Origin of the sequence: Brevundimonas sp. G8 (assembly GCF_902506205.1) — a bacterium.
Lineage (GTDB): Bacteria > Pseudomonadota > Alphaproteobacteria > Caulobacterales > Caulobacteraceae > Brevundimonas.
In genome coordinates, this window is record NZ_LR732816.1 from 1856474 (window position 1) to 1872122 (window position 15649).

Sequence of the window (15649 nt, forward strand, 5' to 3'; positions counted from 1 at the left end):
TCAAACAACGGCAGTTTGAAGGTGGGAAACGGGCGCATCACGCGATGCGTCATCATGCTGGAGCTCTGGAAAACAGGGCCCGCGGGAGGGAAGACCATGATCCGCTTCAGACAATCGCTTCTGCTCGGCTGTGCGACGTTCGCGATCGCGGCCGGCGCAGGACAGGCTTTCGCACAGAGCGCCGAGCCGGCTGACAGACCCCAGGATAGCGCGACGGATGTCGGCGAGGTCGTCGTGACGGCCGAGCGCCGCGAACAATCCTTGCAGAACTATGCAGGCGTCGCCCAGGCCATTTCCGGCAAGGAACTGCAGGCGATCGGCATCGACCAGATCGAGGATCTGCAGTCCGCGGTGCCAGGCCTGTCGATCTCCAATCAGGAAGGCAACGTCCAGATCTACATCCGCGGCGTCGGTACGGCCAACAACACCGAACTGGGTGACCCATCGGCCGCCACTCACCTGAATGGCGTCTACCTGCCCCGGCCGCGCGGCCTCGGCGGCATGTTCTTCGACCTGGCGCGGGTCGAAATCGCCAAGGGCCCGCAAGGCACGCTGCGGGGACGCAACGCCGTCGCCGGCACCCTGAATATCATTCCCAACATGCCGCGATTGGGCGAGCGTTCCGGCTACGTCCAGGGCGAGGTGGGCAATCTGGAAACCACCGGCTATGAGGCCGCGCTGAACCTGCCTATCGGCGAGACCCAGGCGATCCGCGCCGCTATCTACGGCGTGGACAAGGGCACAGCCTACAAGAATGTCGGCAGCGACCAGACGCTTGACCCGACTGGCATCCAGGAGCTGTTTTCCGGCCGCTTGACCTACCTGTTCCAGCCGAACGACCGGTTCCGCCTCAGTCTGATGGGCGATTATGAGTCCGAGCGCGGCACCGGTTATCCCGCGACCAATATCCGCAATGGCCTGGTCGGCGGCGGCACGCCCGATCAACTGGAGCTGCGCGACGTGCTCTATCGCGGGCCGCAAGGACTGGTCGAGAATGACAACTGGGGTCTGGCGCTGAACGTGTCCTACGACTTCGGGCCTGCGGTGCTGGAATATTCAGCCAGCCGCCGCAATGTCGACTATTATCAGGTCAACGCCGCCAACGAGGGCGTTGTCCGTCCCGGATACGGGGCTTCGAACGTCGATTACGACAACTTCGGCACCCAGTATTGGCTGACCCTGTCGGAGTCCGACATCCACGAACTGCGTCTGTCGTCGCCGGCCGATTCCAAGGCGATCTGGTCCGCCGGCCTCTTCTATTTCAAGGAAAGCCAGCAGGTCGGCTTCCTGTCGGTCGTGGACAAGGGGCAGTTCTACTCGGGCACCGAGTTTACCTTCCCGGACGTGCAGTCGGACTCCTTCGCCGCCTATGCCGATCTGACCTATCCCGTCACCGATCAACTGCGGCTCAAGGCCGGTTATCGCTACACGGAAGAGAACAAGTCGCGAAACGGGATCGGCGGCAACTGGTCGCTGGGTCTTGGGTCGGAAGGCTTCGGCTGCTGCTTCAACACGCGTCTGGGCACCGAAGGCTTCCGCCCGATCTTCACGGGACGCGAGAGCTATGCGCCGCCGACGCCCGGCAACAATCAGGAAGCTGCGCGTTATTTCCAGGGTGCATTCCAGTCCGGCGCACGCGATACCTTCATGCAGCAGATCGCCGGCGTCGCCGACGGTTCGCGACCCAACGGCACCTGCGTCGATCGCCCGGATACCCAGCCGGCGGGCGGCGGACAGGTCTGCCCCGCCAACGGTCAACACAGCTTCTTCCAGATCACGGCCCCTGGCGCTCAGGTCGGGTCGTATGAAGACAACTTCAGCGACTACCGTGTCGGCTTCGAATACGATCTGACGGCCGACAACCTGTTCTATGGCGCGGTGTCGACGGGCCATAAGTCAGGTGGTTTCAACGACACCATCACCATCAACGGCGTCCAGACCGCGCCGACGTTCGCGCCTGAATCCGTGACCCTGTTCGAGCTGGGTACGAAGAACACCTTCCGCCCCGCCAGCGGTCGTATCGACCTGAATGCGAACGTCTTCTACTACGACTATGCGGATCAGGTGTTCCAGACCCTGGTGTCGCTGGGCACCGGCCCCGGCGGGGCCAGCGCCGGCTTCTCGCAGCAGAACATCAATGTGGCCCAGTCCACCATCAAGGGCTTCGAGCTGGAGTCGCGGTTCGACCTGCCGTTCCGCACGCGCCTGGACCTGATCGGTTCGTACATCGACGCCAAGGCCGACAGCGGCGTGCTCACGGATACGCGGGGCACTGACTACGGCGACGGAACGCCGAACTTCAACGTCGACATCGCCGGCAACGAGCTGCCCAATGTGTCCAAGGTCAATCTGAACGCCCACCTTCAGACCACGGTGGATCTGTTCGGCGGCCGCGCCGATTTCCATCTGCTGGCCAACTACCGGTCGAGCTTCTACCTGAACATCTACAATGAGGCGCCGGTGATCCAGTTTACGGCTCGCCCGACCGACGCCGCCGGCCAGGCCGCCTATGACGCCTTCAAGGCTTCGTTGGCGGGGCAGACCGTCAATCCGACGTCTCCACCCGCCAGCCCCTATCTGCGCAGCACCGATGCGCGCCAGGGCGGTTTCTGGGCGCGGCAGGAAGGCTACGCCACCGTCAACCTGGGCGCGGGCTGGGAGCCGGCCAGCGGCCGCTATCGCATCGAGGCCTACGTCAACAACGCCTTCGACAAGACGGTCGTCGAAAAGCAACTGGTGTCGGATCAGGTCGTCAACGTCCTGTTCCTCAACCAGCCGCGCACGGCCGGTATCCGGTTGCGCGCGAACTTCTAAACTCCTGAGCCTTGAGGCGGCGTCGATCTCCGGATCGTCGCCGCCCTTTTTTTAGTCCGAGGTCCTGCATGTTTGCGTCCCGTCGATCGCTCGTGTCCGCCATCGCCCTCGCGGCCGTCCTGACGGGTTGCGCGGCAGTTTCGCCTTCATCCGCCGAACCAGCGTCCGCCGCAAAGGCCGATCCCGCCGTCTGGCCTCAGGCCGCCAGTCCGAGCGCCATCACCAATCCGCAAACCGAGGCCATGATCGACGGCCTGTTGGCCCGTATGACGTTGGAGGAAAAGGTCGGTCAGATCATCCAGGCCGACATCGCCTCCATCACGCCGGCCGACCTGGAGCAGTATCCGATCGGGTCCATTCTGGCCGGCGGCAACTCCTCTCCCGATGGAAACGAGCGCGCGCCGTTACAAGATTGGGTCGCCCTGTCACGCGCTTTCAGGGCGGCGGCTGCGGCCCGTCCCGGCGCCGCCGTGCCGCTGATGTTCGGCATCGACGCCGTTCATGGCCACAACAATATTGTCGGCGCGACCCTGTTTCCGCACAACATCGGCCTGGGCGCCGCGCGGGATCCAGACCTGATCCAGCGGATCGGCGCCGCCACGGCCCAGGAGGTGGCGGCCTCGGGCGCAGACTGGACGTTCGGGCCGACGCTGGCCGTGCCCCGCAACGACCGCTGGGGTCGAACCTATGAAGGCTACAGCGAAAATCCCGAGGTCGGCGTCGCCTACGCCGGCCCGATGACCTTGGGGCTGCAAGGGGCTCTGGTCGCCGGCCGCCCTCTGGCCGCGGACAAGATCGCGGGGGCCGCCAAGCATTTCGTCGCTGACGGCGGCACCCACGACGGCGTCGATCAGGGCGACGCCCGGATTTCCGAATCCGAACTCATCGCCATTCACGCTCAGGGCTACGTCCCGGCCATAGACGCCGGCGTCCTGACGGTCATGGCGTCCTTCTCGAGCTGGAACGGAGACAAGATCACCGGCAACGCCTCGCTTCTGACCGATGTCCTGAAGGGACGAATGGGTTTTGAAGGCTTTGTCGTCGGCGACTGGAACGCCCACGGCCAGGTCGAGGGCTGCAGCAACGAAAGCTGCGCTCAGGCCATCAACGCTGGTCTCGACATGTTCATGGCGCCGGACAGCTGGCGGGGTCTCTACGTCAACACCTTGGCCCAGGCCCGGTCAGGCGAGATCTCGGCCGCGCGTCTGGACGACGCCGTGCGGCGCATTCTGAGGGTCAAGGCCAAGCTGGGCGTCTTTGATCGCGATCGCGCTCTGGAAGGGCGCGCCGATGTGCTGGGCTCGCCCGATCACCGGGCGCTGGCGCGAGAAGCTGTGCGAAAGTCTCTCGTCCTGCTCAAGAACGACGGGGTCCTGCCCATCCGGCCGGGCGCGCGCGTGCTGGTCGCCGGCGAGGCGGCCGACTCCATTGGTCAGGCTTCCGGCGGTTGGACAGTGACCTGGCAGGGCGCGGACACGACGAATGCCGATTTTCCCGGCGGCACATCCCTGTGGGCCGGTCTCAAGGCGGCGGTCACCGACGCCGGCGGCGTCGCCGAACTGAGCCGTGAAGGCGCCTATCGCGACAAACCCGACGTCGCCATCGTCGTGTTCGGCGAGACGCCGTATGCCGAGTTTCAGGGCGATGTCGAAACCCTCGACTTCGGACCGGAAGAACCGTTGGCGCTGCTGAAGCGGCTTCAGGCGGCGGGCATTCCGACCGTCTCGGTCTTCCTCAGCGGCCGCCCCCTCTGGGTCAACCCCGAGATCAACGCCTCCGACGCCTTCGTCGCCGCCTGGTTGCCCGGCGCCGAAGGCGAGGGCGTCGCAGACGTGCTGGTCGCCAAGGCCGACGGCAAGGCGGCTTATGACTTCACCGGACGGCTGTCCTTCTCGTGGCCGCGGACCTCCGAACAGTTCACGCTCAATGTCGGCGACGCGGGATATGATCCGCAGTTCGCCTACGGCTACGGGCTGAGCTACGCCGCGCCGGCGACCACACCCCTTCTCTCCGAAGCGGGGGCCACGACCATCGCCAGAAGCAACCTCGACCGGTATTTCAGCGACGGTCGCATCCAGGCGCCCTGGTCGCTGATTCTTCGGGACGATGGCGGAGACGCCCGGGTCGGCCAGGCCCTTTCAGCGTCCAGCCCCCGGGACCGGGTGTCGGTTCGTCCCGCCGACGGTTCGGCTCAGGAAAGCGCCATGGCGCTGACCTTCACCGGGCAGGCTGAGGCCGTTGTCTTCGGTCCCGCCGTCGATCTGTCACGCCAACGCAACGGCGACATGGTGCTGACGACCGCGGTGCGGCTGGACGCTCCGATCGCCGGAGCGCTTCAACTCGGCTTCGGCAAGGACCTGGTCGACATCGCACCCCTCCTTCGCGATGCGAAGATCGGCGAATGGCGCACGATCCGGGTAAGATTGGCCTGTTTCGACGCCGAACGCGTGGGAACGACGGCGGTCGAGACCCCGTTCGTGCTGGGCTCCAGTTCCCCTCTACGCATCACCTTGGCCGACATCGGCCTCGTCCCCAACGATGCGGAAGCCAGCTGTCCGACGCGCTGAGTAACAGCCGCTTGGCAGAGGGGGGCAGACCAGATTGCACTGCGGCTTCCGCGAGCGCCGTCTTACTTGCCATCGGCGGCCTTGCAGAACCTGATGCTGCGATCTCTAGTGATCGCTGCGGGCGAGGTGCTCGGAACTTGCGGGTGGTGACGATGGCTCCCAGGCTGAAGGTCTTCAGCTGGTCTGATGGGTTTCATGCCTTTACTGTCGCGGTCAGCTCACGACCCAAGGCGCTGGAAGCGTGGGGATCAAAGCAGGACCTGTTCGCCACCGGCCTAGCCAGCGAACTGAGCGACGGTGCGGATTATGACGCCGCCCTGGCCGCGCCGGGCGAGGTCATCCAGCGTGGGTTGACGATCGATATCGGCAAGATCGCCAAGACCCCTCGCCCGAAGGCCGCGCCCGGCAAGGCCAGGCGTGCGCAGATCGACAGGCTGGCGACAGACCTGGCCACTTTAGACGCGAACCAGGCGCGCATTCTGAGGGACTTGGACGAAGAGGCGGTCCGATTGGAAACGCGCCGTGCCGACCTTGATCGCGACTACGATGTTCGCCGCAAGGCCCTACTGGCCAAACTCAAGACAGCGCGATCCGGATAGGCCGTCCCGCTCTCGAAAGAGCGGGACGGATGGCGTCGTGGCCCTAGCGTCGTGCGCGGGCTTCCAGTTCGCCGATGCGGCGGCTGAGGTAGGCGGTGTCGTCGGCCGACGGGCTGGTGCGGGTGTAGGCGGCGTCGAGACGGGCTAGGTCGCCGGCTTCGACGCGGATGTCTGCGGCCTCGGCGCGGGTGACGGCGCCCGAGCGTTCGGAGGCGGTCAGGGTGGTTTCCAGGTTCGTCAGCCGTGCGCGGGCCGTCAGGTTCGCGGCCGGCGGCGTCGTACCGGCCGGGCCGTCGCCAACCCGCAGGTCCAGCGCATCCAGACGCGCGTCCAGATCGGCGCGTTCCGTGGCGTTGATCGTGCCGTCCGAATTATAGCGGGTCTCGATCTGGATCAGGGCCTGATAGTCGGTCTTCAGGCGGGTGGCCTCGGTCCGCGTCAGGCGGCGAGCGGTCACGGCGGCGTCCACGCGCGCATTGAAGGCGGTGCGGCCCTGGGCGACCGTGTCGGTCTCTTCGTAACCCGAGGCACCAGACTGCAGCGTCTGGGTCAGGGCCGTGTAGCGGGCGTTCAGGTCTGCGCGCTCCTGAGTATTGATGCCGTCGGCGGCGTAACGGGTCTCCAGATCGACCAGGGCCGTATAGTCCGACCTCAACCGCGTCGCGGCCGAGCTGGACACCGAACCAGCCCTCAGGCTGGCGTCCACCTGGGTCGAGAACTGGCTCTGGCCGTCACGCAGGGGTCGCCCGCCGCGCAGCCAGGCCTGGTCCATGGCCGACAGGCCGAGCCGATCCCCGAACAATGCCCCGACCACGGCGCCGAGGCGGTCCTGGGTCGTCGATGGGGCTTGCGTCTGGGCGCTGGCGGCGCCGGCGGCGAGGGTCAGGGCGGTCGTGGCGACCAGGGCGAGGCGGATGCTGGGCATGGATGCGGCTTTCGGGCGTCTGTGGGACCCCAAGAACGACCCGCGCCTTGCATTGGTTGCCGCCTTCGCCAAACGGCGTGACGCCGCCTCAGCCCCGAATGAAGTGCGGCACGAAGCGCGAGGTGTTGCGTGTGATGCGCCCCACATCCTCACGCAGGCTGATGCCGGCGGGCTCCGTCCCGACCACCCACGACCCGACGATCACATGGTTGCCGTCGAACAGGGGCGGATCGCACAGCGCCTGGCGGATGTAGCGCCCCTCGCCATAGCCGCCGTCCACGACCTCGGCCGCGCTCAGGCCCTGGTCGATCAGTTCGACGTTGTCGCCCTCGCGCGAGAACAGGGGCTTGCGGACGTAGGACGACCCCAACGCGCTCTCGGCCGTATCGCCCTCGAAATAGGATTCCAGCAGGTTGGGATGGCCCGCATGCCGTTCCCATAACAGGGGCAGGATGGCCTTGTTGGACAGCACGCTCTTCCACGCCGGCTCCAGCACCGTCACGTCGGCGGTCGGCAGGGGGGCGGCGTATTCGTCGCGCAGCATCTGCTCCCACGGATAGAGCTTGAACATCGCCTGGATGATCCAGTTGTCGTGGTCCACGAACCGGCCGTCGGCGTTCAGGCCGATCTGGTCGATGGCGACGAACTGCGGGTCCAACCCGGCCTGGCGGGCCAGGTCTTCCAGGAAGCGCACCGTCTGGCGGTCCTCGACGAACTCGGCGTCCGAGGCGAAATGCACGAAGCCGCCGTTCGGGAAGATGGCCCGGAACCGATCGACCAGCTTCTCATGCAGGCTGTTGAACTGGTCGGCTTCGGCGGGCAGGGCGCCAGCCGCGATTTGATCCTCCAGCCACAGCCACTGGAACACCGCCGTCTCATAGATGCTGGTCGGGGTGTCGGCGTTGTATTCGTACAGCTTGGCCGGACCCGTTCCATCATAGGCGAAGTCGAACCGGCCATAGAGGGACGGATCGCCCCGCTTCCAGCTGTCGGCCACATAGTCCCGCATGGTCTCGGGAATATCGAGCTGCTCCATCAGCCGCTCGGACTGAACGGCCTCATCGACCAGCTCCAGGCACAGGCCGTGCAGTTCTTCGGTCGGCGCCTCGATCCCGTCCTCGATCTCGGCCAGCGAGAAGGCGTAGGCGGCCGTCTCGTCCCAATAGGGTTTGCCGTCGGTATGGCGCCAGGTGAAACCGAGTTCCTCGGCCTTGGCGTCCCAGTCGGTGCGGGGATCGAAGCGCAGACGCTCCATGGATCAGGCCGGGTCTTTGTCGGGGGTCGCCCCATCTTGGCTGGACTGCCCGATGCGCGGGGTGACGACTGTCACGTCCGGCTGGCTCAGGCGGGCCAGGACGTCGTCGGCCGACGAATGACCGGGCAGGATGCCGGCCTCGCGCAGCTTGGCGTCCAGGTCGGCGCCGGTGCGGCGGTCTTCCAGGGCCTGGTTGGCGTTCAGCTTCTCTTCCTGAATCGCCTGACGCTGCTTGATGCGTTGCAGGCTGTCCGCCGCCGAGCCGATGCGCGACTGGGCGCCGGCCGAGTTCAGGGCGACCGAGGTCTGGGCGCGCTGGACGGAATCGTTGACCTTGACGATGTCGATCTCGCGACGAAGCGTCTCGATCTTCTGGTCGGTCGAGGCGATGGCGGTGCGCAGGCGCGTCTCGGCCGTCTTCATGTCCTCGATCAGCGGGCCGCGACTGGTGATCTCGACCTCCAGCTCGGCGATGCGGCCGGCGACTTCGCGCGCCAGGTCGGTCTTGCCCTGGCCCAGGGCGGTGCGAGCCGAGCTTTCGTATTTGCCGATCTGGTCGCGGAAGCTGGACATCTCGTTTTCGGCCATGCGGCGGCGCGCCACCAGGCCGGCCAGGTCGTCGCGCGCCTTGCCTTGAGCATTGTCGGCGTCGCGGATTTCCTGGTCGAGGATCTTCAGCGCATTGGCGTCGACGACGCCCTGGGCCGCATCATGGGCCGAACCCCGAAACAGGGCTGACAGTTTTCTGAGCATGGACATGGTCGGTCTTCCGGGATCAGGCGGCGTCGGCGCCGAAGGTTTCACGCAGTTCGGTGGCGTCGATCGCATTCTCGGCCAGGGTGCGCAATTCGATGAGGATGGTCTGCAGCGTCGTCTTGCAAGAGAGTTCGCCCATCAGCTCATACACGTCTTCGCCACCGACGTTGGTGATGGCGAAGTTGGACAGGGGCACCACGCGCTGGGCCTTCAGCAGGAACTCGTTGAAGGCGTGGCGGTCGGCCTGTTCGGCGACGGGCCACAGCAGGACCGAACAGACGATCTGGGCGTCGCCGACGCTCAGATAGACCGGCAGGTCGCCGTATTCGTGCATGGTCGCCAGCAGAACGGGCTCGGCGCCCTCGACCACGCGCAGGGTCATTTCCCCGTCGCGCAGCAGGGCGGAACCGTCCAGCGCCGACTTGATGGCGGGCACGGTCCAGGGGGTTTCGATCACGGCGTCCATATGGTGGTCGTCTCCAGGGGTGATGGGATCAGAAGTGGGGCGGCGCGGTCGCCCGGCAAGGTGCGGGCCGCGGGTGGAATCGGTGACGATGGCGCGAACGGCCGCTTTCACGTCGTCGCGGGCGGCCTCCGGCACCCAAAGCTCCAGCTTGACCAGCCCCGCCTCGCGACGCGCCTGTCGCCACGCACGGATGCGATCGTTGGCGGCGGAAGAGGGTGAGGTATCATTCGGCATGTCGTTACATGAAACGCGTAACATGAACGCTTGACTTGATGCAAGATCGGACGGAAGTTGTGGGCATGAACCGCCTCATTCGGTCGCATCGTCTCTGTTCGCTCGCCGTCGGCGCGCATCGGGCCTAGATAGTCGCCCATGTTCAAGAAGCTTTTCGGATCGTCGGAGAAGGCTGCACCCGCCAATCGGCTGGCGACGGTGCGCAACATCACCGTGGGCCGCACCGTATCGCTGGACCCGCTGGCCTGGCGCCGGCTGGGCGACGAGACCCACTTCACCTTGGACCGCGATGTGCTGGACATCTCGGCGCAGGGGCTGGTCAGCCTGGACAGCGGTCAGTTCGTGCATCGCTTCTACACCGACGACCACGTCATGCTTCAGGCCATGAGCGACGACGAGGCGGGGCTGGAATCCTATGACTTCAGCCTGTTCGTGCCCTGGACCTCGGCCTATCCGCCGGGCGAGCGGGAACGCCGCATCTGGCGCGACCGGTTGTCGGCGCCGGTCTTCCACGGCGCGGCCGAGGACCTGCCCGACTATCCGCGCTTCTGGTTCGCCGAGAGCGACGCGATCCAGCCGCCCGTCACCCTTTGGGAGACGATCTGGGACGACCGGGCCGCTACCACCCCCTATGCCAAGATCTTCCAGACCTGCATGCTGTATGCTCGCGAGCTGGGCGGTGGGCGCGAACTGATGATCGCCCTGGAGCAGCAGCCCGAGGGTGGCGAGACGACGCACGAAATCATGATCGGCATTCCGCTGGAAATGGCCGAATTCCGCGCCTGAGCGCGCAATCCGAGGGGCAAGACAGATGTTCGACTGGTTCGTATTTCAGCAGGGGGCGATCGCCTTCCTGATCGCCTTCGCCATGGCGGGCGCTTTCACCCTGGCCTTCAAACTGGTCTACCAGTGGGTGACGCCGTATCACGAACATACGCTGATCCGTCAGGGCAACACCGCCGCCGCCATCGCCCTGGGCGGCGCCCTGATCGGTTACGTCCTGCCGCTCGCCTCCGCCCTGTCGCACACCGTCAGCCTGATGGAGTTCGCCGCCTGGGCGCTGCTGGCCGGGATCATCCAGATCGTGGTCTTCGTCACCATCAGCCGCATGGCCTTCCGCAACCTGGTCGTCCGCATCGAGGCGGGCGAGATCGCCGCGGCCGTCTATCTGGCTTCCATCTCCATCTGCGTCGGCCTGCTTAACGCCGCCTGCATGACGTCGTGACCGCCATGACCGATCCGAAAGACCTTCCCAAGACCGAGACCATGCGCCGGCTGAAGCGCTCGCGCGTCCTGCACGTCAGCAGCCTGATGGCCACCGCCAGCTTCTCCCTGGCCGCCTGCGGTTCGCCCCAGCGCGTCCCGGCGCCCGATCCCGAACCGACCCTGGCCTATCAGTCGCTGGACGAGTGCAAGGCCGCCAACGACATAACTCCCGCAGAATGCGACGCCGCCCAGGCCAAGGCCCAGGAAGAGGCCGCCAAGACCGCGCCCCGCTACGCCTCGCGCGAGGAATGCGAGGGCCAGTGGGGACCGTCCCAGTGCCAACCCAACAATCAGGGCGGCAACGGCTCCTTCTTCACCCCGCTGCTGACCGGTTTCATCGTCGGCCAGATGCTGAACGGCGGCTATCGCGGCGGTGGTCCGCTGTATCGCGACCGGGAGGGCCGGCTGTCGAACGGCTACGGCGGCGGCTACACCTACCGCGACTATCGCACCGGCAAGACCCTGACCAATGCGCGCGAACACGGCGACGTGGCGCGCCAAGCCCCGACGCGGGTGCAGAGCCGCACCACCGTGGTCTCGCGCGGCGGGTTCGGCGGCGGCGGCCGCAGCTACGGCGGATAAGCGACCGACCCTCTCGCGGTCAGTTTTTAAAGCCTCCGATCCCGCCGGGTCGGAGGCTTTCTGCATTCCGGATCCGCCGCCCCGCATTATGCTTCCTTTATGCCTAGGGTCGGGATTCACATCGCGCCGTTACGGCCGCCCATGATCTCCTCCTGCTTCCACTTGAGCTTGAGGAGGCCGACTTGGCCGACGTGATCTTTCTGGCCGTGGGGGCAGGGGCGTTCGCCGCCTTCGCCCTGCTGGCCACAGCATTGAAACGGGTATGACGATGATCGCCATACTCTGGGGGGCGGGGGCGGTGGTCGTCGCCGTTTACATGGTCGCGGCGCTGCTGCGGCCCGAACGGTTCTGAAGAACCGGGACGGAATTCATGAACATTCAAGGATGGGGCGAGATCGCCCTGACCCTTGGGCTGGCCGTAATGCTCGGCTGGCCCATCGGCATTTATATGTCGCGCGTCTGGAACGGCGAACGGACCTGGCTGGACCCGGTGCTCAAGCCGGTGGAGGCCGTCTTCTACGGCGCGGCGGGCGTCGATCCGAAGCGCAGCCAGGGCTGGCTGGGATACGCCAGCGCCCTGCTGGCCTTCAACCTGGCGGGCTTGGTCCTGCTGTACGCCATCCTGCGCCTGCAGGGCGTGTTGCCGCTGAACCCGCAAGGTTTTGCGGGCGTGTCGCCGCACCTGGCCTTCAACACCGCCGTCAGCTTCGTCACCAACACCAATTGGCAGAGCTACGGCGGCGAGACGACCCTGTCGGCCTTCACTCAGATGGTGGGTCTGACGGTGCAGAACTTCGTCTCCGCCGCGACCGGGGCGACCATCGCGGCCGCCCTGGCGCGGGCCTTCGTCGCCAATCGCGGCGAGGGCGTCGGCAACTTCTGGGCCGACCTGACGCGCACCACCCTCTATGTCCTCTTGCCCGCCGCCCTGATCCTGGCGGTGGCCTTGGCCGGTCTCGGCATCGTCCAGAGCCTGGCGGCGAACGTCCACGCGGTCGGCGTCGAGGGCGGGTCGCAAACTCTGCCGCTGTTCCCGGCGGCCAGCCAGGTCGCGATCAAGCAACTGGGCATCAACGGCGGCGGCGTCTTCAACGTCAACGGCGCCCATCCGTTCGAGAACCCGAACGCCATCACCAACCTGCTGACCGCCGTCGCGATCAACGTCATGGGCTGGGCCGCCTTCTTCGCCTTCGGCCGCACGGCGATGGCCGGGCGCGACATCAAGGCCCTGGCGGCGGCGGCGCTGATCCTGCTGACCGTGTCCAGCGCCGCCATGTACGTCATCGAGACCCAACCGGCGCCGTCCCTGGTCGCAGCCCAGGTGGACGCCTCGGTCAACATGGAGGGCAAGGAGGTCCGCTTCGGCGCGCCGGCCTCGACCGTCTGGTCCGTCGTCACGACGGGGGCCTCGAACGGCTCGGTCAATTCGATGCACGCCAGCTTCATGCCGCTGGGCGGGGCCTTGCAGATGTTCCTGATGCAGCTGGGCGAGATCCTGCCCGGCGGCGTCGGTTCGGGCATCGCCATCATGGTGGTCATGGCCCTGCTGTCGGTCTTCGTCGCCGGTCTGATGGTCGGTCGGACGCCGGAATATCTGGGCAAGAAGATCGAGGCGCGCGAGATCCAGTTCGCCATGATCGCGGTGCTGATCCTGCCGCTGTCCATCCTGGGCTTCTCGGCTATCGGCGCGGTCTTTCCGACGGCGCTGGCGGGCCTGCTGAACAAGGGGCCGCATGGCCTGTCGGAGATACTGTACGCCTACACCTCGGCGGCGGCGAACAACGGTTCGGCCTTTGCGGGCCTGACCGCCAACGCCCCTTGGTGGAACACGACCCTGGGCCTGGCCATGCTGTTCGGGCGGTTCATTCCGGCCGTCGCCGTCCTGGCCATCGCCGGCAGCCTGGTCGTCAAGCCCAAGCTGGCGCCCAGCCCCGGCACCCTGCCCACCGACAACGGCCTGTTCATCGGCCTGCTGATCGGCGTGATCCTCATCCTCGGCGGTTTGCAGTTTCTGCCCGCCCTCGCCTTGGGACCCATCGTCGAGCACTTCCAGGTGCTCGCCGCGGTCGCCGGCGCCTGATCCTCCGGACATCCTGACATGACACAAGTAACACTGGACCCACGCGAGGGCGGCCGCTCGTCGCCCCTCGCGGGCGGGCTCTCCGGGGCGATGATCGGACGCGCCGTCGGCGACGCCTTCGTCAAGCTGAACCCCGTCAAACTGATCAAGAACCCGATCATCTTCACCACCTGGATCGTGGCGCTTCTGTCCACCATCTCGGCGGCGGCGGCCATCGCCGGCGGTCAGTCGGCAGGCTTTGCGGTGCAACTGGCCCTGTGGCTGTGGGCCACGGTCCTGTTCGCCAACATCGCCGAAAGCATCGCCGAGGGACGCGGCAAGGCGGCCGCCGACAGTCTTCGCGCCACCCGCGTCACGACCAAGGCCAAGCTGATCGTCGATCCCAAGACCGGCACGGTGGTCCCCACCAATGCGTCGGAACTTGAGGTCGGGTCGATCATCCTGGTCGAGGCCGGCGACGTGATCGCCTCGGACGGCGAGATCATCGAGGGCGTGGCCTCGGTCAACGAGGCCGCCATCACCGGCGAGAGCGCCCCGGTGATCCGCGAAAGCGGCGGCGACCGTTCGGCCGTGACCGGCGGCACCACCGTCGTCTCCGACTGGATCAAGGTCCGCATCACCGCCAAACCGGGCTCCACCTTCCTCGACCGCATGATCGCCATGGTCGAGGGCGCGGACCGCCGAAAGACGCCGAACGAACTGGCCCTGGCCGTGCTTCTGGCCGGCCTGACCCTGATCTTCCTGATCGCGGTCGTGACCCTGGTCGGCCTGGGTGCCTATTCCGGCGTCGATCTGGACCCGATGGTCCTGGGCGCCCTGTTCATCACCCTGATCCCGACCACGATCGGGGGCTTGTTGTCCGCCGTCGGCATCGCCGGCATGGACCGGTTGCTGAAGGTGAACGTGCTGGCGACCTCGGGCCGTGCGGTGGAGGCGGCAGGCGACGTCGACACTCTGCTGCTCGACAAGACCGGCACCATCACCTTCGGCAACCGCATGGCGACCGAGGTCATCCCGGTCCCCGGCGTTCGTCCCGAAGCCGCCCTGGCCGCCGCCGTCATGGCGTCCCTGGCCGACGAGACGCCGGAAGGCCGGTCCATCGTCGAACTGGGCCGCAACGCCGGCGTCTCGGTCGATCAACCGACCGGCGCCACGGCCATCCCCTTCACCGCCGTCACCCGCCAGTCGGGTCTGGACGTCGGCAAGGACAGCTGGCGCAAGGGCGCGGTCGATGCCGTGCTCAAGGATCTGGGTCTGGCCGACGGTTCGGCTCCGGCCGAGTTCCGCCAGGCCGTGGACCGGATCGCGCGTTCGGGCGGCACGCCCCTGGCCGTCACCCAGAACGGCGCCCTGGTCGGCGTCATCCACCTGAAGGACGTAGTCAAGCCGGGCGTGAAGGCGCGCTTCGCCGACCTGCGCCGCATGGGCCTGCGCACCGTCATGATCACCGGCGACAATCCGGTCACGGCCGCCGCCATCGCTTCGGAAGCCGGGGTGGACGACTACCTCGCCGAGGCGACGCCAGAGGACAAGATGCGTCTGATCAAGGCCGAACAGGCCAAGGGGCGTCTGGTCGCCATGTGCGGCGACGGCGCAAACGACGCCCCTGCGCTCGCTCAGGCCGACGTCGGCGTGGCCATGCAGACCGGCGCCCAGGCCGCGCGCGAGGCCGGCAATATGGTCGATCTCGACAGCGACCCGACCAAGGTCATCGAGATCGTCGAGGTCGGCAAGCAACTGCTGATCACGCGCGGCGCCCTGACCACCTTCTCGGTCGCCAACGACGTGGCCAAGTATTTCGCCATCATCCCGGCGATGTTCGTGGTCGCCCTGCCATCGCTGGGCGCGCTGAACGTCATGCGGCTGCACAGCCCCGAGAGCGCCATCCTGTCGGCGGTCATCTTCAACGCCCTGGTCATCGTCGCCCTGATTCCGCTGGCGCTGAAGGGCGTGAAATACCGGGCCATCGGCGCCGCCGCCCTGCTGGGTCGCAACCTGCTGATCTACGGCCTGGGCGGCCTGATCGCCCCGTTCGTCGGCATCAAGCTGATCGACCTTCTCATTTCCGCGCTCGGCCTGGCCTGATGCGCGCTTCCAAGGACATC

At 66.6% G+C, this 15649-nt stretch carries 13 protein-coding genes; 9 read left to right on the plus strand and 4 right to left on the minus strand.

Going from position 1 to position 15649, the window contains the following annotated elements:
• The first annotated feature begins 96 nt into the window (after positions 1-96).
• The 3 genes from CHRYSEO8AT_RS09055 (at position 97) to CHRYSEO8AT_RS09065 (ending at position 5980) form a co-directional block, all read left to right on the plus strand.
• Positions 97-2814, plus strand: a complete 2718-nt coding sequence (locus tag CHRYSEO8AT_RS09055) for a TonB-dependent receptor (protein ID WP_159849281.1) — start codon at positions 97-99, stop codon at positions 2812-2814.
• A gap of 68 nt (positions 2815-2882) precedes the next feature.
• A complete protein-coding gene (locus CHRYSEO8AT_RS09060; RefSeq protein WP_159849283.1) occupies positions 2883-5381 on the plus strand; it encodes a glycoside hydrolase family 3 protein in 2499 nt (832 codons plus the stop codon).
• A 152-nt stretch (positions 5382-5533) separates the two neighbouring features.
• Positions 5534-5980, plus strand: a complete 447-nt coding sequence (locus CHRYSEO8AT_RS09065; RefSeq protein ID WP_159849285.1) for a hypothetical protein — start codon at positions 5534-5536, stop codon at positions 5978-5980.
• A 43-nt stretch (positions 5981-6023) separates the two neighbouring features.
• On the opposite strand, the gene CHRYSEO8AT_RS09070 is transcribed toward CHRYSEO8AT_RS09065, so the two are convergent.
• From CHRYSEO8AT_RS09070 to CHRYSEO8AT_RS09085, 4 genes are all read right to left on the minus strand, one after another.
• Positions 6024-6905 carry a hypothetical protein gene (locus CHRYSEO8AT_RS09070; RefSeq protein ID WP_159849287.1) on the minus strand — a complete coding sequence of 294 codons (882 nt, stop codon included), beginning with the start codon at positions 6903-6905 and terminating at the stop codon, positions 6024-6026.
• Positions 6906-6993: 88 nt separating this feature from the next.
• Positions 6994-8160, minus strand: coding sequence for a glutathionylspermidine synthase family protein (locus CHRYSEO8AT_RS09075; RefSeq protein WP_159849289.1), 1167 nt, complete (start codon positions 8158-8160; stop codon positions 6994-6996).
• A gap of 3 nt (positions 8161-8163) precedes the next feature.
• Entirely contained in the window at positions 8164-8919 is a 756-nt protein-coding gene (locus CHRYSEO8AT_RS09080; RefSeq protein WP_159849291.1) for a PspA/IM30 family protein, read from the minus strand.
• A 16-nt stretch (positions 8920-8935) separates the two neighbouring features.
• The gene (locus tag CHRYSEO8AT_RS09085; protein WP_159849293.1) at positions 8936-9616 is read right to left on the minus strand and encodes a YjfI family protein; all 681 of its coding nucleotides are present in this window, start codon (positions 9614-9616) and stop codon (positions 8936-8938) included.
• 138 nt (positions 9617-9754) lie between these two features.
• On the opposite strand from CHRYSEO8AT_RS09085, the gene CHRYSEO8AT_RS09090 reads away from it, so the two are divergent.
• The 6 genes from CHRYSEO8AT_RS09090 (at position 9755) to kdpB (ending at position 15629) form a co-directional block, all read left to right on the plus strand.
• Positions 9755-10402, plus strand: a complete 648-nt coding sequence (locus tag CHRYSEO8AT_RS09090; protein WP_159849295.1) for a DUF2491 family protein — start codon at positions 9755-9757, stop codon at positions 10400-10402.
• A gap of 25 nt (positions 10403-10427) precedes the next feature.
• Positions 10428-10841 (plus strand): DUF350 domain-containing protein, encoded by a 414-nt coding sequence (locus CHRYSEO8AT_RS09095; protein WP_159849297.1) that lies wholly within the window; start codon positions 10428-10430, stop codon positions 10839-10841.
• 5 nt (positions 10842-10846) lie between these two features.
• Complete coding sequence (locus CHRYSEO8AT_RS09100; protein ID WP_201304393.1) at positions 10847-11464, plus strand: DUF1190 domain-containing protein; 618 nt, start codon at positions 10847-10849, stop codon at positions 11462-11464.
• 262 nt (positions 11465-11726) lie between these two features.
• A complete protein-coding gene (locus CHRYSEO8AT_RS09105) occupies positions 11727-11816 on the plus strand; it encodes a potassium-transporting ATPase subunit F (RefSeq protein ID WP_159849301.1) in 90 nt (29 codons plus the stop codon).
• Positions 11817-11834: 18 nt separating this feature from the next.
• Complete coding sequence (gene kdpA / locus CHRYSEO8AT_RS09110) at positions 11835-13544, plus strand: potassium-transporting ATPase subunit KdpA (protein ID WP_159849303.1); 1710 nt, start codon at positions 11835-11837, stop codon at positions 13542-13544.
• 18 nt (positions 13545-13562) lie between these two features.
• A complete protein-coding gene (gene kdpB, locus CHRYSEO8AT_RS09115; RefSeq protein WP_159849305.1) occupies positions 13563-15629 on the plus strand; it encodes a potassium-transporting ATPase subunit KdpB in 2067 nt (688 codons plus the stop codon).
• Positions 15630-15649 lie beyond the last annotated feature (20 nt).